This is a genomic window from Ruminococcus sp., assembly GCF_017549005.1.
Lineage (GTDB): Bacteria > Bacillota > Clostridia > Oscillospirales > Ruminococcaceae > Ruminococcus.
Genome location: NZ_JAFYYT010000003.1, coordinates 134,378 through 154,930 on the forward strand (window position 1 = coordinate 134,378; position 20,553 = coordinate 154,930).

The window sequence follows — 20,553 nt, forward strand, 5'->3', positions numbered from 1 at the left end:
GAAATGAAAAAGATAGGATTTGTTATTCCCTGGTACAGCGAAAAGATACCGGGCGGAGCCGAAATGGAGCTCCGCGGACTTACCACTCATCTTCACGAGGCAGGGATAGAGATAGAAATGCTCAGCACCTGCGTTAAGGAGTTCTCAGCAGACTGGAACGAGAATTATTTCAGCGAGGGCGAGGATAAAGTTCACGGCTTCACAATAAGGCGCTTCAGGGTGAGAAAGCGCAATACGCAGGCTTTTGACGCAGTAAATGCAAAGCTTATGAAAAATCTGCCCGTCTCTGCCGACGAGCAGCGCATATACGTTGAGGAAATGGTGAACAGCCCGGACCTCTGCGAGTATATCAGGAAGCATAAGGACGAGTACAGCCTTTTTGTGTTCATACCCTATATGTTCGGAACGACTTTTCACGGGTTGCAGGTCTGCCCCGAAAAATCGGTGCTCATACCCTGCTTTCACGACGAGCCTTACGTGTATATGGACATATTCAGGCCCGTTTTCGAGAATATCGGCGGCATAATCTATCACGCTCAGCCCGAGTACGAGCTTGCCAACCGCGTTTTCGACATGAGCCGCGTCAAGCAGGGCTGCCTCGGCGAGGGAGTATACACCGAGCTAACGAGCAATGCGGCGGATTTCCGCAGCAAATTCGGCATAGACAGCCCGTTTATAATATACGCCGGACGCAAGGACGAGGGCAAGAACGTCCACACCCTTGTGAAGTACTTCTCGGAGTACGTAAAGCGCCGTGACAGCGACCTGAAGCTCATACTCATAGGCGGCGGCAATATAGAGCTCCCTGCGGAGCTTGTGAAGCAGAAGAGGATAATCGACCTGGGCTTCATCGACCTGCAGGACAAGTACAACGCGCAGGCGGCAGCGGAGTTCCTCTGCCAGCCCTCGAGGAATGAGAGCTTTTCACTTGTTATCATGGAAAGCTGGCTCTGCGGCAGACCTGTTCTTGTACACAGCGGCTGCGCGGTAACGAGGAATTTCGCCTCAACGTCGAACGGCGGTCTGTATTTCGGCGACTATTTTGAGTTTGAGGGCTGTACGGACTGGTTCCTCAGCAACAGGGAAAAAGCAGCTCAGATGGGCGAGAATGGCAGGAATTATGTCCGCAGCAATTTCGCATGGGACGTTATCGTTGATAAATATATGAAGTTTTTCAGAGAAGTAAGCGGAGATAAGGAATAATGAAAAGGATAGCTCTTGTCAATCAGAGATACGGACTTGAGGTCAACGGCGGCTCGGAGTACTATACGCGGCTCATCGCGGAAAGGCTCACGGACAGCTTTGAGGTGGACGTCATAACCACAAAGGCTCTTGAATATACAACATGGGCGGATCATTACAAAAATGACGAGGAAATGATAAACGGAGTAAGAGTGCTCCGTTTTCCTGTTGCAAAGCCGCGTGCAAAGGACTTCAACGAGTATAACGGGAAGTATCTGCGCTCGGGAAAGTACAGTACCGAGGCGGAAAGGACATGGTTTGAGAAACAGGGACCCTATTCCCCTGCGGCTGTAGACTATATCCGTCAGAACAAGGACAGATACGACGTTTTTATTTTCGTTACCTATCTTTATTACCTTACGGTGACAGGGCTCCCCGAGGTGGCTGAAAAGGCGGTATTCATACCCACAGCCCACGAAGAGCCCTATATCCACTTCAAAACGTTTGAGAAGCTTTTCACTCTACCGAGAGCATATATCTTCCTTACGGACGAGGAAAAAGCTCTTGTACAGGGACTTTTTCACTGTGAAAGCATTCCCTGCCGCGTAATGGGTACCGGAGTCGAACTGGACTGCAAGCCCGACGCTGCGGCTTTCAGGGAAAAGTTCGGCATTGACGGAGACTATGTCATCTATGTGGGACGTATCGACGAGGGCAAGAACTGCCCCATGATGTTCAGATACTTCCTTGAATACAAGGAGCGCCGCCCCGAGAGCGGCTTAAAGCTCGTTCTCATGGGAAAGCAGGTCTGTGATATCCCGAAGGACAAGGATATAATCAGTCTCGGATTTGTCAGCGAGGAGGACAAATTCAGCGGTATCGCAGGTGCGAAATGCCTGTGGCTGCCGTCGAATTTTGAGAGCCTTTCCATATCAGTTCTCGAAGCCATGACTCTTTCCGTGCCCGTAATAGTCAACGGCGTATGCGAGGTGCTGAAAGGACACTGTATCAAAAGCAACGGCGGACTTTACTACACAAGCTATTTCGAGCTGGAGGGCATACTCGACTACATCTTCTCCCATGACAGGGAGTACGGTATAATGTGCAGGAATGCAAAGGAATATGTGGACCGGAACTATCGCTGGGATGTTATAATGAAAGGCTTCAGAGAGGTGATCGACAGTATATGAGCGAGAAGAAGAATAAGCGCAGACTGCCGCACTTTGAGCCGCAGTACATAGTTACGCTTATAATTGCGGCAGTTGTGGTCTTTTTCAACTGCGGCATGATAAAGGAATGCTATAATCCCTTCGTTTTCAACGACGAAATGGGCTACTGGATGCACGCGGCGGAGTTCGCAGGTCTGGACTGGAGCGGCGTATCCGGGACAGTTGCATGGTATTCCTACGGCTACAGTCTGCTGCTTGCGCCTCTGATAAAGATATTTTCGGACACGGTAACGCTTTACCGCGCAGCGCTGGTGCTGAATGTGGCAATGGTCACTGCCTGCTATTTCATGTTCGTTTACATAATAAGGCGGCTGTTCCCGAAGCTTGAGGTGCTTCCTGCAAGCGCGGCGGCTGCGGCAGGTATACTTTACACCTCCTATCAGTTCAATACCAGCATTGCGTGGTCTGAGACAGCTCTTCTCATGGCTGTCACCATAGTGGTGCTGTTCATGGTGAGGGTGCTTGATAAGCCTTCGGCTCCTGACTTTGCGTTACTCGGACTGTTCAGCGCATATATGTACATGGTACACAACAGGACTGTCGGCATAGTTGCCTCCGTGGTGTTTGTCATGGCGATCGCCGTTGTCTGCAAAAAAGTGAGCCTGAAGCGCTCGGGGATCTTCGCAGCAGCCCTTGCGGCAGGATTTATCGCAGACAGGCTCATAAAAGCGCACCTTGTAAAGGCTTTATGGAGCGGCGGTGCTGACGGGAACAACGCCGGCAGCGTGCTTGGCAAGCTGAAGGCTGCCCTTACCTCGGGAGAGGAGTTCAGAAAGCTCATCGGAGTAATGGGCGGACAGCTCTTCGCAGTTACGGCAGGATCATTCTGCCTTGTACTGTTCGCTATCGTCATTATGGCAAGAAGGGGAGCAGTCGGACTCTGCAATGCAAGAAAAGCCGTAAAGGACGGAAAGAAGCTGTCTGAGGCAGCTGACAGCAGATATCTCATGTTCCTGTTCATTTTCTGCGCCTTTGTTTCAACTTACCTCATAAGCAGCGTATTCATGCTGGGCTTCCAGCGCATAGACCACATCATTTATACGCGGTATTTCGACGTTCTGGCGGGAATACTCATAATGACGGGCATATGCTTTCTGTTTGAGGCGGAAAAGAGCGACATCATCGCGGCAATGCTCATACCTGTCATACTGAGGGTATGCGTGAGCAGAGCCAACTACATGATGACCATACTCAGCGACCCGACCTTCAATAAGGTGAGCGCTCCGCCGCTGTGCAAGCTTTTCGAGAATAACGGGATAAACTTCCACGCATACTTCAATTACGCAGTGTCGTGGTTCTTTGCACTTGTGGTAATATCATGCCTTTTCAGGTGGAAAAAGCTGGGCATATATCTCTGTTCGGCAGCTTGTGCAGTGCTTTTCTGCATAAATGTTCCGGGTGCGAGAAACGTTATAACCGCATTCCAGACGGAATATAAGAGCGACAGGGCTCTCTGTGACAGAGTAAGGGAGCTCCCTGACAGGAAGATATATATCATGTCGGATGCAGGCAATTTCATCTCATTCCTGCAGTACGAGATGAAGGATATACGTGTTGAGCTTGCCGATTCTGCTGAGGATATAGGCGAAGAAGCATACCTGTTCGCAAAGCGTTCCGATGAGGGAATGCTCAGGGACTGTCAGATAGTAGACAGCTCCGACAGACTTGATGTTTATCTGATAAAATGAGCGGAATAACGATAGGTTTTGCTCCTGTTTCATAAAGGAAAGGAAGAATAATATGAAGCTTATCATACAGATACCATGCTATAACGAGGAGGAAACGCTGGAGCTTGCGTATAACGACCTCCCCAGACATATAGACGGTATCGACACAATAGAGTACCTCATAATAAACGACGGAAGCAAGGACAGGACCGTTCAGCGCGCAAAGGAGCTCGGATTCCATCACATTGTCTCCTTCAAGCGGAACAAGGGACTTGCAAAGGGCTTTATGGCAGGTATCGACGCCTGTCTGCACCTGGGAGCTGATATAATCGTCAATACCGACGCGGACAATCAGTACTGCGGCGCAGATATTGAGAAGATAGTCCGTCCCATACTCGATGAAAAGGCGGATATAGTCATCGGCGAGCGCCCTATCGACAAGACAGAGCATTTTTCGTGGAAAAAGAAAAAGTTCCAGCATTTGGGAAGCTGGGTGGTGCGTGTGGCTTCGGGAACAGATATCCCCGACGCTCCCAGCGGTTTCCGCGCATATTCAAGGGACGCAGCCCTCAGGCTCAATGTTGTGAACGAGTACACCTATACTCTTGAAACTATCATTCAGGCAGGCAACAGCAAGACCGCCATGACATCGGTCCCCATAAGGACTAACCCCGAAACAAGACCATCGAGGCTGTTTTCAAGTATGTGGCGCTATATGAAGCGTTCCTCCACGGTGATAACCCGTTCTTTCGTAATGTACAAGCCGCTTAAATTCTTCATGACTATCGGCTTTGTACTGCTTCTTTTCGGCGCTGTTCTCGGTATAAGGTTCCTGATACTCATGGCAATGGGCGACGGCAGCGGCCATATCCAGTCCCTGATACTTACGGCGATACTGATAATGATGGGCTTTCAGACCATTACCATCGGACTTCTCGGGGACACTATCTCCGCAAACAGAAAGCTCCTCGAGGACGTGCAGTACAGGGTGAGAAAAATGGAGTGCGGCAAGAGCGATGAGGAAAAAAAGCATGAAGAAGATTAAGCTCCTTTACGTCACAAGGAAGTATCCGCCTGCTGTGGGAGGAATGGAGAATTTCAGCTATAACCTCTACAGCGGCTTTGACCCTGACATGGTGGAAAAGGATATTATCTCCCTCGGAAAGCCGCAGAAGAACCTGATATGGTTCCTGCCCTATGCTTTGGTAAAGACTCTGATAAATGCGCGGAAATACGACATAATTTTTATCGGTGACGCACTTCTGAGCGGCATAGGCTTTTTCACAAAGCTGCTCTATCCGCGTAAAAAAGTGGTCGTAAACGTTTTCGGACTTGACATAACCTTCAGGAACAAGCTCTATCAGCTCTATCTGAAGCTTTTTTACAATAAATTCGACACATATATCGCTATCAGCAGCGAGACGGAAAAGGCTTTCAGAAAGCGCGGAGGAAAGCGTTCCTGCGTTATAAGCTGCGGAGTGGATACTGAGCAGTTCAGCGGCGAATGTGCTGACTATGAGGAGATATGCCGCAGGAACGGCATTGAAAAGGACGATACCGTTATCGTTACAGTCGGCAGACTTGTAAAGCGCAAGGGCGCGGAATGGTTCGTAAGCAATGTAATGCCGCTGCTCAGGGACGAAAAGGTGAAGTACCTCATCATCGGCGACGGCGAAGAGCGTGAAAAAATTGCGGAGAGCATAAAGAATCACTGCCTCGGCGACAAGGTGAAAATGCTCGGAAGGATCGGCGCTCCTGAGCTGAACGCGGTCTATACGCACGCGGACGCATTCATCATGCCGAATATCCATGTGGACGGAGACATGGAGGGCTTCGGACTCGTTGCTGTGGAGGCGAGCCTTGCCGGACTTGCGGTGTTTGCTTCGGGCATAGAGGGCATACGCGACGCGGTCATAGACGGAAAGAACGGCTGGATAATGGAAAGCGGCAATGCGAAGCAGTATGCAGATCGCATAAAGGACCTCTGCTCAGACCGCGGCGGCTATCGCAGAAAGGCTGCGGTCTACAGCGAATATACACGAAAAAACTACTCATGGAGCTCGGTATGCGGAAAATATGTGAGCCTTTTTGAGAAACTTCTTGGGAAAGATAAGAGATGAAGCCTAAAAAAGTAATAAACATTATCGGCAATATCATAATGATCGCCGCTGTAATATTCGTAATAAAAAAACTCATGGGCATGGATATAAAGCTTTCCGACCTCAGGAACGGCAGAGCCATAGTTTCACTGGGGATATGCTTTGTGTTTCAGACATTGATAATAATATTCTCCTGTTATCCGTGGTTGGTGTTCACAAGGGTGCTGTCGGGCAGGAGCATACCGTTTTCTGCGGCAATGCCCGTGTATACTCAGTCCAATCTGTACAAATATATCCCCGGAAACGTTTTCCAGTACGTGGGGCGGAACCAGCTTGCAGCGGAAATGGAGATAAGCCATGTGGACGTAGCCTGCGCGACAGTCCTGGACATATTCTTCTGTGTGATGTGGACTGCCGTGATATCGGCGCTGCTCCTCGGCGGCAGGATAGCCGAGCTCCTTCGGCGGTACGGCAGGGGACTTCTCATAGCGGCGGTCATCGGCGCAGCTGTTATAACAGCGGCTGCGGTACTGTGCAGACTGAGGTTCTACGAGAGGTTCGGAAAATACATCTCGCGCTACGCAAAAGCCTTTGAACGGGAAAAGCGCCCCATGCTTCTCAGGGGAGTCTTCTACTACCTGTTTCAGAACGCGGTATCGGCGGCGATGTACTTCGCCTGCCTGACGCTGATAGTCCCGAACGCAGGGGCAAAAGACCTTGCCATGCTTACGGGGGCTTTCATGTTCGCGTGGATAATCGGCTTTGTGACTCCGGGAGCTCCGGGCGGTATCGGTATACGCGAGGGAGTAATGATATTCGTATGCGACGGCAGCTTCCCCGACAGGATAGTGCTGTTTGTGCTCGTAATGCGTATAGCCTCCATACTTGCCGATGTTGCGGCATTTATTGTGGGCAGAGTGTTTGCAGGCAGACAGAGATCAGTAAACAGCAAATAGTGCATGGGACGGCGTCACCGACGTTCCTGACTTGAAGAAACAACTCTATAACGAAGAAAAAGCAGCCCGTGGGCTGCTTTTCTTTTAAGCTCAGGAATGCGCTCATGCGCCGTAGACCTGTGAAGCGATATCAACTGTCTGCTTTGCGTCCTTTGCATAGAAGTCCGCGTGTATCTGCTCCGCGTATGAAGCTGTGAGGACAGCTCCTCCCACGACGGTCCTGCATTCGGGGTACTTCTCGTTGAGCTGTTTTATAGTCTCGGCCATAGCGCCGAGAGTGGTCGTCATAAGTGCGGAAAGTCCCACAAGGCTGACCTTGTTTTCTATGGCGGCATCGACAATGGTCTCGGGAGGAACGTCCTTGCCGAGGTCGATGACCGTAAATCCGTAGCTGTCAAGGAGCACCTTGACGATGTTCTTGCCGATATCGTGTATATCTCCGTGGACTGTGGCAAGGACGACCTTGCCCTTTGAAACGCTTTCGCTGTTTGCGGCGAAAAGCTTAGTCTTTATGACCTCGAAGCAAGCCTGCGCGGCTTCTGCGGTGAGTATGAGCTGCGGCAGGAATATCTTTCCCTTCTCGAACTTTGCTCCTGCATTGTCGAGAGCAGGGATAAGGTAGCTGTTGATTATCTCCATAGGGTCGACAGTGTACATGAGCTCCTCGGCGGCTTTCACAGCCTGATTTTTCAGACCGTTCTCCACCGAGTACATTATATCGGGAGCTCCCTTGTCCTGTGCAGGGGCGGGAGCCTTCGGCGCATTGTCGTCCTGTGCGTATATGCTTATGAAATCCGCAGAATTGCGGTCTATTCCCGCAAGGAGCCTGTAAGCGCGTACAGCTCCGATGATACCCTCGATATTGGGGTTTATGATAGGCAGGGTCAGACCACTGTGGAGCGCCATTGTAAGGAACGTCCTTGTGATGAGCTCCCTGTTCGGCAGACCGAAGGAGATATTCGATACGCCGAGAACGGTATTGAGGCCAAGCTCCGTTTTTACCATGTGGAGAGCGTTAAGAGTTTCCATAACGCCGTCCTGTTCGGCAGAAGCCGTAAGGGTAAGGCAGTCGATGAAAACGTCCTCTTTGGGTATGCCATAATCCATAGCTCTGCGGAGTATCTTCTCCGCGATAGCGAAACGTCCGTCGGCAGTCTTAGGGATACCGCCCTTGTCGAGAGCAAGTCCCACCACGGAAGCACCGTATTTCTTGACGAGTGGAAGTATAGCCTCTAAGGACTCGTCCTCGCCGTTTACCGAGTTTACGATAGGCTTGCCGTTGTAAACTCTCAGGCCTGCCTCAAGCACGGCAGGTATAGTTGAATCAAGCTGCAAAGGCGTATCGCAGACGCTCTGTATAGCCTTTACTGCCGTGACCATCATTTCCTTTTCGTCTATGCCCGGCAGTCCCACATTTACGTCGAGTATCTCCGCGCCTGCGTGTATCTGCTCGACAGCCTGACCGAGGATATAGTCCACGTCATGGGCGAGAAGAGCTTCCTTGAAGCGTTTCTTTCCCGTAGGATTGATACGTTCGCCGATGACACGGGGCTGATTTATGGTCACGCAGTTGACTGCGGAACAGGCTATGCTTGCACGGACTATCTTCCTTGTCTGCCTTTCCATGCCCGAAAGAGCCTCTGTCATAGCGGAAATGTGCTCGGGAGTAGTTCCGCAGCAGCCGCCGAATACGGTAACTCCTGCATTTGCGAGTTTCACCGCGCTTTCTGCGAAGTCCTGCGGACCTACATTGTATTCATTGGTCACAGGGTCGGGAAGTCCTGCGTTGGGCTTTGCGATAACGGGCAGAGTTGTAAGGGAGCATATCCTGTCGAGAACAGGGAAGAGCTCTTCGGGGCCGAGGGAGCAGTTGACGCCGATAGCGTCAGCTCCGAGGCCTTCAAGAACAGCCACCATACATTCGGGAGAAACGCCTGTAAATGTACGCATATTCTCCTCAAAGGTCATGGTGACGAGAACTGGCTTGTCCGAGTTCTCCTTTGCGGCGAGAACAGCGGCTTTTACCTCATAAAGGTCTGTCATTGTCTCTATAACTATTACGTCTGCATCTTTTCCTGCGAGAACGAGCTCCTGATAAATGTCATATGCGGTCTCGAATTTGAGAGTTCCCGCAGGCTCGAGGAGCTGTCCAATAGGGCCTAGATCGAGGGCTACAAGAGCCCTGCTTGCGGCTGCTTTTTTTGCGTTGGCAACTCCTGCGGTGACGACTTCCTCAACGGAATGTCCGCTGTTTGCCAGCTTGAAGCGGTTTGCGCCGAAGGTGTTGGCGTAGATGATATCAGCGCCGCTTTCAACGTACAGGCGGTGGATATTCATTATCGCCTCAGGGTCGGTGATATTCAGCAGTTCGGGGACGTGCTCGGTCTTTATGCCGTGAGCCTGCAGCATAGTTCCCATGCCTCCGTCCAGAAATACGAAACTGTTGTTTTCAAGCAGAGAATAGAATTCTTGGGACATATTTATCTCCTTTAGCCCTTATTCGGACTTGAATGTGCCGATACATCTGAAATTGCTGAGATTTTCCTCCAAATCGCGCAGAACAGCCTTAACACTTGGTTCGGAGAGCTTTCCGCTGAAATCGAGGAAGAACATTACGTCGAAGCTGCCGTCGCGGATAGGACGGTTCTCTATCCTGAGGAGGTTCATTCCGTTCACGAAGAATTTGGTGAGTAGACGGTAAAGACTACCTTCTTTGTGGGGGATAGTGAGCATTACGGAAACTGCGTCCGACTCCTCAGCCACCTGCAAGTCCTTGGAAATGATTATGAACTGGGTGCGGTTTATGGTGCAGTCCGCGATATCCCTTGCCAGTATCTCAAGTCCAAGTTTTTCCGCACATGATGTGGAACATATCGCAGCGATAGGCTCATCGCTTCTGAGCACCTTTTCAGCTGCTGTTGCGGTGTTGCTGTACTCGTGCTTTTTGAGCCTTGTCCTGCTGAGGAACACCTCGCACTGGGAAAGCGCCTGCCTGTGGGAATAAACGCAGGTTATGTCCTCTATTTTAGTGCCTTTTTTTGCTGCAAGACAGTGATCTATCTCCAAAGTTACCATTTTCACGATGTAGAAAGGATATTTTGCCATAAGGTCGTAGGTGCTGTCCACAGAGCCTGCGGTTGAGTTCTGAACGGGAAGTACGCCGTAGTCCACCTCTCCTGCCTGTACAGCCCTGAAAACGTCCTCAAATGAAGGATAGAAGGTGAAATCGCGCTTGCCGAACACCTTTTCCGCAGCAGCCTCGGAATTGGCTCCCGAAGTGCCCTGACAGCCTATTTTTTCCGCTCCCTCAAAATCGGGAGAGGTGTAGCTGTAATCGTGGGAATCCGTAAGTATGGTGCGGTTCTGCAGTATCTTGCTTATGTCCATGATATTGGTGAAAAGGGCGGTAGTGCCGTTTTCGAGATTTTCGTTGGCAGTCAGCTTTTTGATCCGGTCGATGATCTCCTGTTCGCGTCCTCCCTGAAAAACGGGCATATTGTGCTCCTTCTTGTAGTCTGCAACGCCCCTGCAAAGCTCCATGCGCTTCATAAAAAGAGAGAGTATCTCGCTGTCTATCTCATCTATCCCGTCGCGAAGCTGTTTAAGATCCATAAAAAATACCTCCGATATTAGCCGTCAGCTGTCAGCCCTTATCTGTCAGCTCTCAAAGGCTGAAAGCTGACGGATAAAGGCTAATGGCTAAGGCTCATTGATATACCTCACATATTATATCATTTTTTTTTGTAGAAATCAATAAAAAAGAAGTAAATATATTGCAAAGGCTACTTGTTTTATGTTATAATAATACAGTATATAGTGAGAAACTATATTCACATGAAGAACAAAATCAAAAACAGGTATAAAACATTGAAAAAAGTCAGAATACTGGGCATTGATCCGGGTTATGCCATAGTCGGATTCGGAGTTCTCGATTACGACGGCATCAGGTTCACGCCCATAGAGTACGGAGCTGTGCTGACAGAGGCAGGAACGCCATTTCCGGAGCGTTTGAGGGCTATACATGAGGATATAGAGTACATATTCGATAAATTCTCGCCCGAATGTATGGCAATAGAGCGGCTTTACTTCACAACGAACCAGAAAACCGCCATAGATGTTGCCCAGGCGCGCGGAATAACCGTGCTTTCGGCTGCAAAGCGGAATATCCCCGTTTCGGAGTATACTCCCCTGCAGGTGAAGCAGTCGGTTGTAGGCTACGGAAAGGCTGAAAAAAAGCAGGTAATGGAAATGACGAGGCAGATACTCGGACTCGCTCAGATACCTAAGCCCGACGACGCTGCCGACGCCCTTGCCATAGCCATTTGTCACGGGCACAGCACAAGATTTGATTTCAGATAAAGGAAACGTAAAAATGATATACAGTGTAAAAGGAACGCTTACAGTCAAGGAGCTCGGTTTCGCAGTCATCGAATGCGGCGGAGTCGGCTACGGCTGCCGCACTTCATACAATACCGTCGCTCAGCTGGGCGATATCGGCAGCGAGGCGAAGCTCTATACATACCTCTACGTAAGGGAGGACGTTGTGGAGCTCTTCGGCTTCGCCACCCTGCAGGAGCTGAGCTGCTTCAAGCTGCTCATATCCGTATCGGGCGTGGGACCGAAGGCGGCTACGGCTATACTTTCCGACGTGACGCCCGAGAAGTTCGCTCTTCTCGTGGCTTCGGGAGACAGCAAGGCGTTCACAAAGACAAAGGGAATAGGTGCAAAGACTGCTCAGAGACTTGTTCTCGAGCTCAAGGACAAGATATCGTCGGAGTCCATAAGCGGAAGCATAAGCAGCGACGCTGCGGCTCTTGCGAGCATACCTGCGGAAGCGTCCTCGTCGGTATCGGAAGCCCTCGAAGCCCTCATGGTCCTCGGATATTCCCAGGGAGAAGCGGCTCCTATACTGGGCAAGCTCGACCCGTCCCTCAGTACACAGGAGCTCATAAAGGAAACACTCAGACTAATGGCTGCAAAAAATATGCGCTGAAAAGTTATTTTTCAAAATATTGAAGCAAGGAAGGTTACTGTTATGATGAATCTTGACGAATTGCTGAAAGCGGCAATAAAAGACCCCTCACAGCGTTCATTGTTCTTACAGACGCTTATAAAGAGCGACGTATATGTAATATGCAAGAACCCTGTCAAGCAGGAGCGCGACCGCTCTGAGGGCGGCGTACAGCTCGAACTGATAACCACCCAGAACCCCGACGGCGAGGTATTCATACCGTTTTTTACAAGCTACCGTGCTCTCCAGCAGTTCGCCAAAAGATATGTTGACTGCTATAAAATAAACTGCCTGCGTCTTTTCGACCTTATACAGTCGGTCTCGGCAGTTCTCAACCCCAATTCCTACGGCAAGGAGTTCTCGTCGCAGGAGATAAAGAGCATTCTCATGATAGCCCGTAATCTCAAGATAAAGGCTATCTCCTACAACGAAGCCGATATCATAAGCTATCGCCCCGTTGAGCACTCCGTGAGCCATATCACAAGAGCTGCCAGCAAGTTCCTGTCGAAGCAGCCCAATGTTGACCGCGCATTCATCATGGAGATGATAAAGGGCTGCGAAAAGCCGCAGATACTCCTTGTCCTCGATATGATGGGAAGTACGCGAAAGCTCTTTGTGCCGCTGTCAAAGTATCTTTCAAAGACAGTAAAGGCCAACGAGCACCTGTGCTTCATAAGCTATGAACAGGATATGGGCAAGAAGGCAGCGGAGACCGTAGAGCCCTTCTATGTCCGCAAGAAGAGATTTTTCGAGAAATAATACAGAGGTGTTTATTTGATACAAACAGAGGATATGGAGTTCGCTCCGAGGATAATAACTCCCGAGAATACCACGGAGGACAGCGATGTCGAGATAAGTCTCAGACCGCAGACCCTCCACGAGTATATCGGACAGGAAAAGGTGAAGGAAAACCTCGCCATATACATCGAGGCGGCAAAGCGCAGAAGCGAGCCTCTCGACCATGTACTCCTGTACGGACCTCCGGGTCTCGGAAAGACTACCCTTTCATCAATTATAGCTCATGAGCTTGGAGTGAACCTCCGCGTTACAACGGGTCCTGCCATTGAAAAGCCGGGCGACCTGGTATCGCTTCTCACGAGCCTTTCCGACAACGATGTGCTTTTCATTGACGAGATACACAGACTGTCCCGTGCGGTGGAGGAGATACTCTACCCTGCGCTTGAGGACAGAGTAATAGATATTATCATCGGCAAGGGGCCCTCTGCCCGTTCCATACGCATGGACCTCAAGCCTTTTACGCTCATAGGCGCAACTACGAGAGCAGGACAGCTTTCCGCACCTCTCCGTGACCGCTTCGGCGTTATACAGCGCCTTGAGCTCTACACAAAAGAACAGCTCACGGACATCGTGAGAAGAAGCTCTATGATACTGGGTATCCCCTGCACCTCCGACGGAGCTGCGGAGATAGCCGGCAGGGCGCGCGGTACGCCGCGTATAGCAAACCGTCTGCTTAAAAGAGTCCGCGACTTTGCCGACGTTATGGGCAACGGTCAGATAACGCAGGAGATAGCCTCCATCGCCCTCAGCCGCCTTGACATCGACAACCTCGGTCTCGACGGACTTGACAGGCGTATGCTTGAAATGATAATCAAGGGCTACGGCGGCGGACCTGTGGGACTTGAGACCCTCGCCTCCGCTATAAACGAGGAGAGCGTTACCCTCGAGGATATATGTGAGCCATTCCTTATGCAGCTGGGCTTCCTGGGAAGGACTCCGCGCGGAAGAGTGGCTACGAGACTCGCCTACGAGCACCTCGGGATAACTCCTCCCGAGCAGCAGACAGCGCCCCCTGATGACGGACAGATGAGCTTCTGACGATGCTCCCCGAAAGGGAGAGAGGTAGAAAATGCTGATAAAAGGTTCAAGGAGATACAATCTCAGACATAACAGCGAGCGAGCGGAGCAGCCTGAGTTCGGCAAGATGATAAACGGCCAGGCTAAAGGCCGTGTTTCTTCACTGAGGTACGGCATTTGTCCCATGAGCTTCAATGGCTGCGAGGTCATAGCGGTACACAACGCGCTTGTTTATCTCGGCAAGCCTCAGCCGCTGAAGGACGTCGCCTTTTATATGGAGCGTTTCCGCATACTCATGGGATTTTTCGGCTGCAATGCGTTCAGGCTCGGGAAAGCGCTTGAACATTTCGGGGCAGGGTATGACCGCGTGAGCAGCGCGGAGGATGCAAATGCGTTTATTATGACCTTCTGGACAAGACGCCCTTTCCTTTCAATGATACATACCGTTTTCTGTGTGAGGGAGGCAGGCGTTATCAAGGTCTATAACCGCTACAACAATGTGTGTACAACAGAGATATGCCGCAGCGTTGAGGAATTGGCAAAAAAACGCTGCATAATCGCGATATATAAAATCAGTTGAGAAATAAAAGGGAGACGACAAGTCAATGGCAAAATTGTTCGGTACTGACGGTCCGAGAGGCATTGCGGTGACCGACCTCACCTGCGAGCTGGCAATGCAGACGGGAAGAGCTGCTGCGTCTGTGCTTGCGAAAAAGGGCGGAAAGACCAGGATACTTGTGGGCAAGGATACAAGACGTTCCTCGGATGCGCTTGAAGCTGCGGTATGCGCAGGTATATGCTCAGTCGGTGCAGACGCGGAGCTCCTCGGAATAGTTCCCACACCTGCGGTAGCTCACCTTATAGGCGCTCATGAAGCCGACGGCGGCATTATGATATCGGGAAGCCATAACAGTGCCGAATTCAACGGATTAAAGATATTCTGCGGCAAAGGCCACAAGGTCATGGAGGAGGCCGAGGACGAGATAGAGCGCCTCGTGCTGTACGCTCCTCAGGAAATGAAGCCCTGTTCCAATGAGAATATGGGGCGCATGATACATTCCGAGAAAACGGCTGCCGCCGAGTACATAGAACACGTAAAAAATGCCGCGGATACAGACCTCAGCGGCTTCAGGATAGCTGTAGACTGCGCCAACGGGTGCGCGGCGTTCACGGCAAGAAAGATATTCAACGCTCTCGGCGCAAAGACATATGTAATGTTTGACAAGCCCGACGGCACCAACATAAACAGGGACTGCGGAAGTACCCATATACAGCACCTCATGGAGTTCGTCGTGAAAAACCGCTGTGACTGCGGACTTGCCTTTGACGGCGACGCTGACCGCTGCATAGCAGTTGACGAAAAAGGCGCTCTGCTCGACGGCGACCGGCAGCTCGCCATTTTTGCGCGTAGCATGAAGGAGCAGGGGCTTCTTGACAAGGATACGGCAGTCATTACCGCGATGAGCAGTCTCGGACTGCGCAAGTACGCCGCTGCAAACGGCATAAAGCTGGTCAGCTCGGGCGCAGGAGCGCGATATGTGCTGGAGCGTATGCTGGAGGGCGGCTACAAGCTGGGCGGCGAGCCGAACGGTCATATCATCTTCCTCGGCGACAGCGGAACAGGCGACGGACAGCTTGCAGGAGCAAGGCTCATGAGTATCATGAAGCGAAGCGGACTGAAACTTAGTCAGCTTTCGGAGGATATACCCGCTTATCCGCAGGTCAAGCTGAATGTCAAGATATCGCCCCACTTCAAGGAGCTCTGGAAAAACGAAAAGAGCGTCACGGAGCTCATCGAGAGCTTTGAAAAGGAGCTCGGCGAGGACGGCAGGATAATGGTCCGTGAAAGCGGAAAAGAGCCTATAGTACGCATAATGGCTGAGGGCAGCGACTTCGGCAGGATAAACGATATGGCTGTTGAGATAGCGCAGCATATAAAGGAAAAATGTTCGGCAGGCGAATGAGCGCCGATAGAATATAAGGAGCATTTATTTTGAGAACAGCAGATAACTGGAAGGATTACAGGATAATAGATACGTCTGACGGTGAAAAGCTTGAAAAATGGGGGAATATCAGCCTTGTGCGCCCCGATCCGCAGATAATATGGAAGACTGAGCGCAGCGACCCCCTGTGGAAAAATGCGGACGGTCACTATCACCGTTCCAATCAGGGCGGCGGAAAATGGGAGTTCCGCAAAAGACTTCCCGAGTCATGGAACATAAGCTACGGCGACCTTACCTTCAATATCCGTCCCACAGGCTTCAAGCACACGGGGCTTTTCCCCGAGCAGGCGGTCAACTGGGATTATATGGCGGATAAGATACGCAGTTCGGGCAGGGAAATAAACGTACTGAACCTGTTTGCCTATACGGGCGGAGCAACTCTTGCCTGTGCGGCGGCAGGTGCTTCTGTGTGTCATGTCGACGCTTCAAAGGGCATGGTGCAGTGGGCGAGAGACAACGCGGCGGCTTCGGGACTTACCGACAAGCCCATACGCTGGATAGTGGACGACTGCGAGAAGTTCATAGCCCGCGAGATACGCCGCGGACGGAAGTACGACGCCATAGTTATGGACCCTCCAAGCTACGGAAGAGGTCCGGGAGGCGAGGTCTGGAAACTGGAAAACTGCGTTTACGACCTTGTGAAGCTCTGCTCGGGAGTGCTTTCCGACGAGCCGCTGTTCTTCCTTATAAACAGCTATACTACGGGACTTTCGCCCTCGGTAATGGGATATATCCTCGGAACTGTCCTCACTGAGAAATATGGCGGAAGTGTGAGTTTCGACGAGATAGGGCTCCCCGTAAAGTCAACGGGAATGACCCTGCCATGCGGTTCAACCGCTATCTGGCAGCGTTGAAGTTTTTTAGCCCTTAGCCCTTAGCCATCAGGAAGCGGCTGTGCCGCTTGCAGGGGCAGCTAATATCCGCCCGAAAATCAAATTTTTATGATATGGGAGAACAAAAATGGGAAAAGAGGAAAGATTTGTAAAGATATATTCACAGGGAAAGCTTGTTGTTTCTGAAATATGGGTAGATGTAGTCACAGGTGTTAACTATGTTTACCATGCAGCAGGTTATTCGGGCGGTCTGACTCCGCTTCTTGACAAGGACGGCAAGCCTGTGATCTCGTCCCCTGACGAGATAAAAGCATTGAAGAAATAAAGGATAAGGAATGAAAAAAACACTTACAGTACTTATGGCGGCAGCAATGCTGCTTACCGCAGTTTCCTGCGGCAAGGACGGGAAAAAGACTTTCTCTGACGAGGCTGCTCCAAATGTCACGGCAGAGATAACAACAAAAAGTATCGAAGATATACTTGCAGAGTATACGACCACTGCCGAGGAGCTTGAGAAGCAGATATCAGAGATGAAAGAAACTGCTATGGAGCGCGTGGACCTTACAGCCCAGAAGCTCCAGAATTATGAAATACCTGACGATTGGAAGGAAATGAGTGACGGAAGGATAAAATTCCTCGTTCCGCCCGATGTTGAGGACAAGACGACTTCAAAAAGCAAGCTTATAATGGGCAAGTTCCAGAATGAGGATAGATCCGTGGCTGTTACCATAATGAATGGCAACGACTGGAACGAACATTATGAGGCAGAAGCTGAAGATGAAGATGACTATTTTCCCGAGGTAAGCGAGGAAAATGTAGTAAAAGCTTTCAAGGAGCTTGGGATAGATTACGACGGCACACGCACCTCATTTTATAAGGCTGTGCTTTCTTTCACAAGCGCTGACCGCACCGATGAAAACGCCAAGGCTTTCGATACCGCCGCACTGGCAAAGGGACTTTGCTTTCTGACCTTCCCCGAGGTGTTCTACGGAGACCACGACGGACACGATGTATACGCTCATGGCTATCCTCCGATAAACTCGCTTGGCAAAAAAAGCAAGGACAGCGATTGCAAATTCTGGGTGGGAGCATTTGCCGACAGCAATACAGAATATACGCTCATGGTCACTGCAAGATCGAGAGAGGAAGCCCTCATGATATGCTCGACTATAACTTTTTGTTGAAGAACAGGGATAATTATGGAAAATATAATCGAAATAAAAGGTCTGCATTTCGCCTATGAGCCAGACGAAGAGGGTAAGGAACCCGTCGAAGTCCTCAAGGGCATAGACCTTGACATAAAGCAGGGTGAGTTCGTAGCGGTGCTGGGGCACAACGGCTGCGGAAAATCCACTCTTGCAAAGCACCTGAACGCCATACTGCTCCCCACCGAGGGAACGGTAACGGTTGACGGTATAGACACGAAGGACGCTGACAAGCTGTTCGAGCTCCGACAAAGAGCAGGAATGGTATTCCAGAATCCCGATAATCAGATAGTATCGTCAATAGTCGAGGAGGACGTGGCATTTGCCCTCGAAAACCTCGGCGTACCATATGAGGAAATGCGGAGGCGCGTGGACGAAAGCCTCAGAGCTGTGGGAATGTACGAATACAGGATGCACTCGCCGAGTCAGCTCTCGGGCGGACAGAAGCAGAGAGTTGCCATAGCAGGCATTATCGCCATGCAGCCAAAGTGCATAATACTCGACGAGCCCACTGCCATGCTCGACCCTCAGGGGCGAAAGGAAGTTCTTGCCACCATACACCGCATGAACCGCGAGCAGGGCATAACCATAGTCCTTATAACCCATTACATGGACGAGGCTGCGGACTGCGACCGCGTGGTGGTAATGGACAAGGGAAAGGTCGTCCTCGACAATGTTCCCGAAAAGGTCTTTTCACAGGTGGAAAAGCTGAAAGCCATAGGGCTTGACGTACCGCAGGTGACAGAGCTCGTATGGGAGCTCAGAAAGGCAGGCTGCGACATCTCTCCCGAGATAATCTCGGAGGAGGAGTGCGTTGCGGCAATAGAAAAACTGTTCGCAGACTGAATCGTCTGCCGCTGCAGAAAAGGAGAATAGAATTGGCTATCCTTGAAACACAGGAACTTACATATACATACAGCGTGGGCACGCCCTTTGAAAAAACAGCCGTCGACCATGTGAGCCTCAGCATTGATGAGGGCGAAATGGTAGGCGTTATGGGGCATACAGGCTCGGGAAAGTCCACGCTCATACAGCACTTCAACGGACTTCTCAGGCCCACGTCGGGAAAAGTTCTTCTTGACGGAAAGGACATATGGGAGGACAAGGACAGGATACGCGACGTCCGCTTCAAGGTGGGACTTGTTTTCCAGTATCCCGAATATCAGATATTCGAGGAGACGGTTTTCAAGGACATCGCCTTTGGCCCTAAGAATATGGGACTTGACGAAGCGGAGATAAAGCGACGGGTACTTGCAACAGCCCATGATATAGGGCTTCCGGAGGAGCTGCTGGAGCGCTCGCCCTTCGAGCTCTCGGGCGGTCAGAAGCGCCGTGTGGCTATCGCAGGCGTTATGGCTATGGAGCCGAGAGTGCTCATACTCGACGAGCCCACCGCAGGTCTTGACCCTGCGGGAAGAGACAAGATACTCGAGCATATAAAGCGCTATCACGAGCGCACAAAGAATACCATACTCATCGTTTCTCACAGCATGGAGGATATAGCCTCCTTTGCCGACAAGATACTGGTCATGAGCAGGGCGAAGCTCTTCTGCTACGACGAAACGGTAAAAGTGTTCGCAAGAGCCGACGAAATATCGGAGATAGGTCTCGACGTACCGCAGATAACCAGAGTCTTCGGAGAGCTAAGGCGCAGAGGTCTCGACTTCGGCAAGGAAGTATTCACAGTGGGATATGCCCGCGACCTCCTGCTGAGGCAGCTGAACGAAAGGAAGGTACGCTGAATGCTGAAGGATATCACCATCGGACAGTACTTCCCGGGAAACAGTATCATCCACAGGCTCGACCCGAGATTCAAGATAGTTATCACGCTCATATACATCATAATGCTCTTTTCGGGAGGCAATTACATATGCCTTGCGGTGGGGGCTGCATTCACCTTCGGTGCGATACTGCTTTCGCGCATACCCGTGAAGATGTTCTGGAAGAGCGTGAAGCCGCTTCTTCCGTTCCTTGTCATCACGGCTGTCCTCAATCTTCTGCTCATGAGCAGCGGAGAGGTGCTTTGGAAGTGGAAATTCCTCAGGATAACCGAGGACGGACTGAACACCAGCTTATTCATGGTCATAAGGATAGTGCTCCTCATCATGGGAACATCTCTCCTGACATATACGACATCGCCCATAACACTTACGGACGCTATCGAGAGGCTGCTCTCGCCCCTCAGGAAAGTGAAGTTCCCCGTGCATGAGCTTGCGATGATGATGTCCATCGCCCTCAGGTTCATACCTACGCTCATAGAGGAGACCGACAAGATAATGTCCGCACAGAAAGCCCGCGGAGCTGAAATAGATACAGGAAGCTTCGCAACGAGAGCAAAGAACCTCATATCCATACTTGTTCCGCTGTTCATATCCGCATTCAGACGTGCGGACGAGCTCGCAACAGCTATGGAGTGCCGCTGTTATCACGGCGGAGAGGGAAGAACAAGACTGAGACAGCTCAAATCCGCCCCGAGGGACTATATAGCCCTTGCGGTAACGGTACTTTTCCTTGTGGGAGTTATCGTGCTGGGCAAGCTCGTCTGAGCGGATC

At 50.9% G+C, this 20,553-nt stretch carries 20 protein-coding genes; 18 read left to right on the forward strand and 2 right to left on the reverse strand.

Annotated elements, in window-relative coordinates; all coding sequences use genetic code 11:
* Nucleotides 1–3: 3 nt before the first annotated feature.
* The 6 genes from IKW96_RS02040 to IKW96_RS02065 are packed head-to-tail and all read left to right on the forward strand — an operon-like array spanning nucleotide 4 to nucleotide 7,133.
* Entirely contained in the window at nucleotides 4–1,203 is a 1,200-nt protein-coding gene (locus IKW96_RS02040; RefSeq protein ID WP_296569726.1) for a glycosyltransferase family 4 protein, read from the forward strand.
* Complete coding sequence (locus IKW96_RS02045; RefSeq protein WP_296569728.1) at nucleotides 1,203–2,372, forward strand: glycosyltransferase; 1,170 nt, start codon at nucleotides 1,203–1,205, stop codon at nucleotides 2,370–2,372. The genes IKW96_RS02040 and IKW96_RS02045 overlap by 1 nt, the downstream gene beginning before the upstream one ends.
* Nucleotides 2,369–4,099, forward strand: a complete 1,731-nt coding sequence (locus tag IKW96_RS02050; protein ID WP_296569730.1) for a hypothetical protein — start codon at nucleotides 2,369–2,371, stop codon at nucleotides 4,097–4,099. Before IKW96_RS02045 ends, IKW96_RS02050 begins: the two co-directional genes overlap by 4 nt.
* A 52-nt stretch (nucleotides 4,100–4,151) precedes the next feature.
* Nucleotides 4,152–5,123, forward strand: a complete 972-nt coding sequence (locus tag IKW96_RS02055) for a glycosyltransferase family 2 protein (RefSeq protein ID WP_296569734.1) — start codon at nucleotides 4,152–4,154, stop codon at nucleotides 5,121–5,123.
* Nucleotides 5,110–6,198 carry a glycosyltransferase family 4 protein gene (locus IKW96_RS02060; protein WP_296569737.1) on the forward strand — a complete coding sequence of 363 codons (1,089 nt, stop codon included), beginning with the start codon at nucleotides 5,110–5,112 and terminating at the stop codon, nucleotides 6,196–6,198. The genes IKW96_RS02055 and IKW96_RS02060 overlap by 14 nt, the downstream gene beginning before the upstream one ends.
* Complete coding sequence (locus IKW96_RS02065; RefSeq protein WP_296569739.1) at nucleotides 6,195–7,133, forward strand: hypothetical protein; 939 nt, start codon at nucleotides 6,195–6,197, stop codon at nucleotides 7,131–7,133. Before IKW96_RS02060 ends, IKW96_RS02065 begins: the two co-directional genes overlap by 4 nt.
* Nucleotides 7,134–7,235: 102 nt before the next feature.
* Here IKW96_RS02065 and IKW96_RS02070 read toward each other — a convergent pair whose 3' ends face one another.
* Together IKW96_RS02070 and IKW96_RS02075 are read right to left on the reverse strand one after the other, a co-directional pair.
* Nucleotides 7,236–9,611, reverse strand: a complete 2,376-nt coding sequence (locus IKW96_RS02070; RefSeq protein WP_296569742.1) for a homocysteine S-methyltransferase family protein — start codon at nucleotides 9,609–9,611, stop codon at nucleotides 7,236–7,238.
* Nucleotides 9,612–9,629: 18 nt separating this feature from the next.
* Nucleotides 9,630–10,745 (reverse strand): bifunctional chorismate mutase/prephenate dehydratase, encoded by a 1,116-nt coding sequence (locus tag IKW96_RS02075; RefSeq protein ID WP_296569745.1) that lies wholly within the window; start codon nucleotides 10,743–10,745, stop codon nucleotides 9,630–9,632.
* A 255-nt stretch (nucleotides 10,746–11,000) separates the two neighbouring features.
* On the opposite strand from IKW96_RS02075, the gene ruvC reads away from it, so the two are divergent.
* The 12 genes from ruvC to IKW96_RS02135 all read left to right on the forward strand — a co-directional run bounded on the left by ruvC (nucleotide 11,001) and on the right by IKW96_RS02135 (nucleotide 20,546).
* Complete coding sequence (gene ruvC / locus IKW96_RS02080) at nucleotides 11,001–11,492, forward strand: crossover junction endodeoxyribonuclease RuvC (protein WP_296569748.1); 492 nt, start codon at nucleotides 11,001–11,003, stop codon at nucleotides 11,490–11,492.
* Between the two features lie 13 nt (nucleotides 11,493–11,505).
* Nucleotides 11,506–12,126, forward strand: coding sequence for a Holliday junction branch migration protein RuvA (gene ruvA, locus IKW96_RS02085; protein WP_296569750.1), 621 nt, complete (start codon nucleotides 11,506–11,508; stop codon nucleotides 12,124–12,126).
* A 42-nt stretch (nucleotides 12,127–12,168) separates the two neighbouring features.
* Nucleotides 12,169–12,903, forward strand: coding sequence for an enhanced serine sensitivity protein SseB C-terminal domain-containing protein (locus IKW96_RS02090; protein WP_296569751.1), 735 nt, complete (start codon nucleotides 12,169–12,171; stop codon nucleotides 12,901–12,903).
* 15 nt (nucleotides 12,904–12,918) lie between these two features.
* Nucleotides 12,919–13,980, forward strand: a complete 1,062-nt coding sequence (gene ruvB / locus IKW96_RS02095) for a Holliday junction branch migration DNA helicase RuvB (protein ID WP_296569754.1) — start codon at nucleotides 12,919–12,921, stop codon at nucleotides 13,978–13,980.
* Between the two features lie 31 nt (nucleotides 13,981–14,011).
* On the forward strand, nucleotides 14,012–14,539 hold the full coding sequence (locus IKW96_RS02100; protein ID WP_296569756.1) for a hypothetical protein: 528 nt from the start codon (nucleotides 14,012–14,014) through the stop codon (nucleotides 14,537–14,539).
* 25 nt (nucleotides 14,540–14,564) lie between these two features.
* On the forward strand, nucleotides 14,565–15,923 hold the full coding sequence (gene glmM, locus IKW96_RS02105; protein ID WP_296569759.1) for a phosphoglucosamine mutase: 1,359 nt from the start codon (nucleotides 14,565–14,567) through the stop codon (nucleotides 15,921–15,923).
* 29 nt (nucleotides 15,924–15,952) lie between these two features.
* Entirely contained in the window at nucleotides 15,953–16,816 is an 864-nt protein-coding gene (locus IKW96_RS02110; protein WP_296569761.1) for a class I SAM-dependent methyltransferase, read from the forward strand.
* A gap of 106 nt (nucleotides 16,817–16,922) precedes the next feature.
* Entirely contained in the window at nucleotides 16,923–17,120 is a 198-nt protein-coding gene (locus IKW96_RS02115) for a DUF6440 family protein (protein WP_296569763.1), read from the forward strand.
* 10 nt (nucleotides 17,121–17,130) lie between these two features.
* Nucleotides 17,131–17,979, forward strand: coding sequence for a hypothetical protein (locus IKW96_RS02120; protein WP_296569764.1), 849 nt, complete (start codon nucleotides 17,131–17,133; stop codon nucleotides 17,977–17,979).
* A 12-nt stretch (nucleotides 17,980–17,991) separates the two neighbouring features.
* Nucleotides 17,992–18,846 carry an energy-coupling factor transporter ATPase gene (locus IKW96_RS02125; RefSeq protein WP_296569880.1) on the forward strand — a complete coding sequence of 285 codons (855 nt, stop codon included), beginning with the start codon at nucleotides 17,992–17,994 and terminating at the stop codon, nucleotides 18,844–18,846.
* A gap of 32 nt (nucleotides 18,847–18,878) precedes the next feature.
* The gene (locus IKW96_RS02130; RefSeq protein ID WP_296569766.1) at nucleotides 18,879–19,742 is read left to right on the forward strand and encodes an energy-coupling factor transporter ATPase; all 864 of its coding nucleotides are present in this window, start codon (nucleotides 18,879–18,881) and stop codon (nucleotides 19,740–19,742) included.
* Complete coding sequence (locus tag IKW96_RS02135; RefSeq protein ID WP_296569769.1) at nucleotides 19,743–20,546, forward strand: energy-coupling factor transporter transmembrane protein EcfT; 804 nt, start codon at nucleotides 19,743–19,745, stop codon at nucleotides 20,544–20,546.
* Nucleotides 20,547–20,553 lie beyond the last annotated feature (7 nt).

Coding starts and splice junctions, on each gene's coding strand:
- IKW96_RS02040 (WP_296569726.1), top strand. CDS start 4: ATGAAAAAGATAGGATTTGTTATTCCCTGGTACAGCGAAAAGATACCG.
- IKW96_RS02045 (WP_296569728.1), top strand. CDS start 1,203: ATGAAAAGGATAGCTCTTGTCAATCAGAGATACGGACTTGAGGTCAAC.
- IKW96_RS02050 (WP_296569730.1), top strand. CDS start 2,369: ATGAGCGAGAAGAAGAATAAGCGCAGACTGCCGCACTTTGAGCCGCAG.
- IKW96_RS02055 (WP_296569734.1), top strand. CDS start 4,152: ATGAAGCTTATCATACAGATACCATGCTATAACGAGGAGGAAACGCTG.
- IKW96_RS02060 (WP_296569737.1), top strand. CDS start 5,110: ATGAAGAAGATTAAGCTCCTTTACGTCACAAGGAAGTATCCGCCTGCT.
- IKW96_RS02065 (WP_296569739.1), top strand. CDS start 6,195: ATGAAGCCTAAAAAAGTAATAAACATTATCGGCAATATCATAATGATC.
- IKW96_RS02070 (WP_296569742.1), bottom strand. CDS start 9,611: ATGTCCCAAGAATTCTATTCTCTGCTTGAAAACAACAGTTTCGTATTT.
- IKW96_RS02075 (WP_296569745.1), bottom strand. CDS start 10,745: ATGGATCTTAAACAGCTTCGCGACGGGATAGATGAGATAGACAGCGAG.
- ruvA (WP_296569750.1), top strand. CDS start 11,506: ATGATATACAGTGTAAAAGGAACGCTTACAGTCAAGGAGCTCGGTTTC.
- IKW96_RS02090 (WP_296569751.1), top strand. CDS start 12,169: ATGATGAATCTTGACGAATTGCTGAAAGCGGCAATAAAAGACCCCTCA.
- IKW96_RS02100 (WP_296569756.1), top strand. CDS start 14,012: ATGCTGATAAAAGGTTCAAGGAGATACAATCTCAGACATAACAGCGAG.
- glmM (WP_296569759.1), top strand. CDS start 14,565: ATGGCAAAATTGTTCGGTACTGACGGTCCGAGAGGCATTGCGGTGACC.
- IKW96_RS02115 (WP_296569763.1), top strand. CDS start 16,923: ATGGGAAAAGAGGAAAGATTTGTAAAGATATATTCACAGGGAAAGCTT.
- IKW96_RS02120 (WP_296569764.1), top strand. CDS start 17,131: ATGAAAAAAACACTTACAGTACTTATGGCGGCAGCAATGCTGCTTACC.
- IKW96_RS02135 (WP_296569769.1), top strand. CDS start 19,743: ATGCTGAAGGATATCACCATCGGACAGTACTTCCCGGGAAACAGTATC.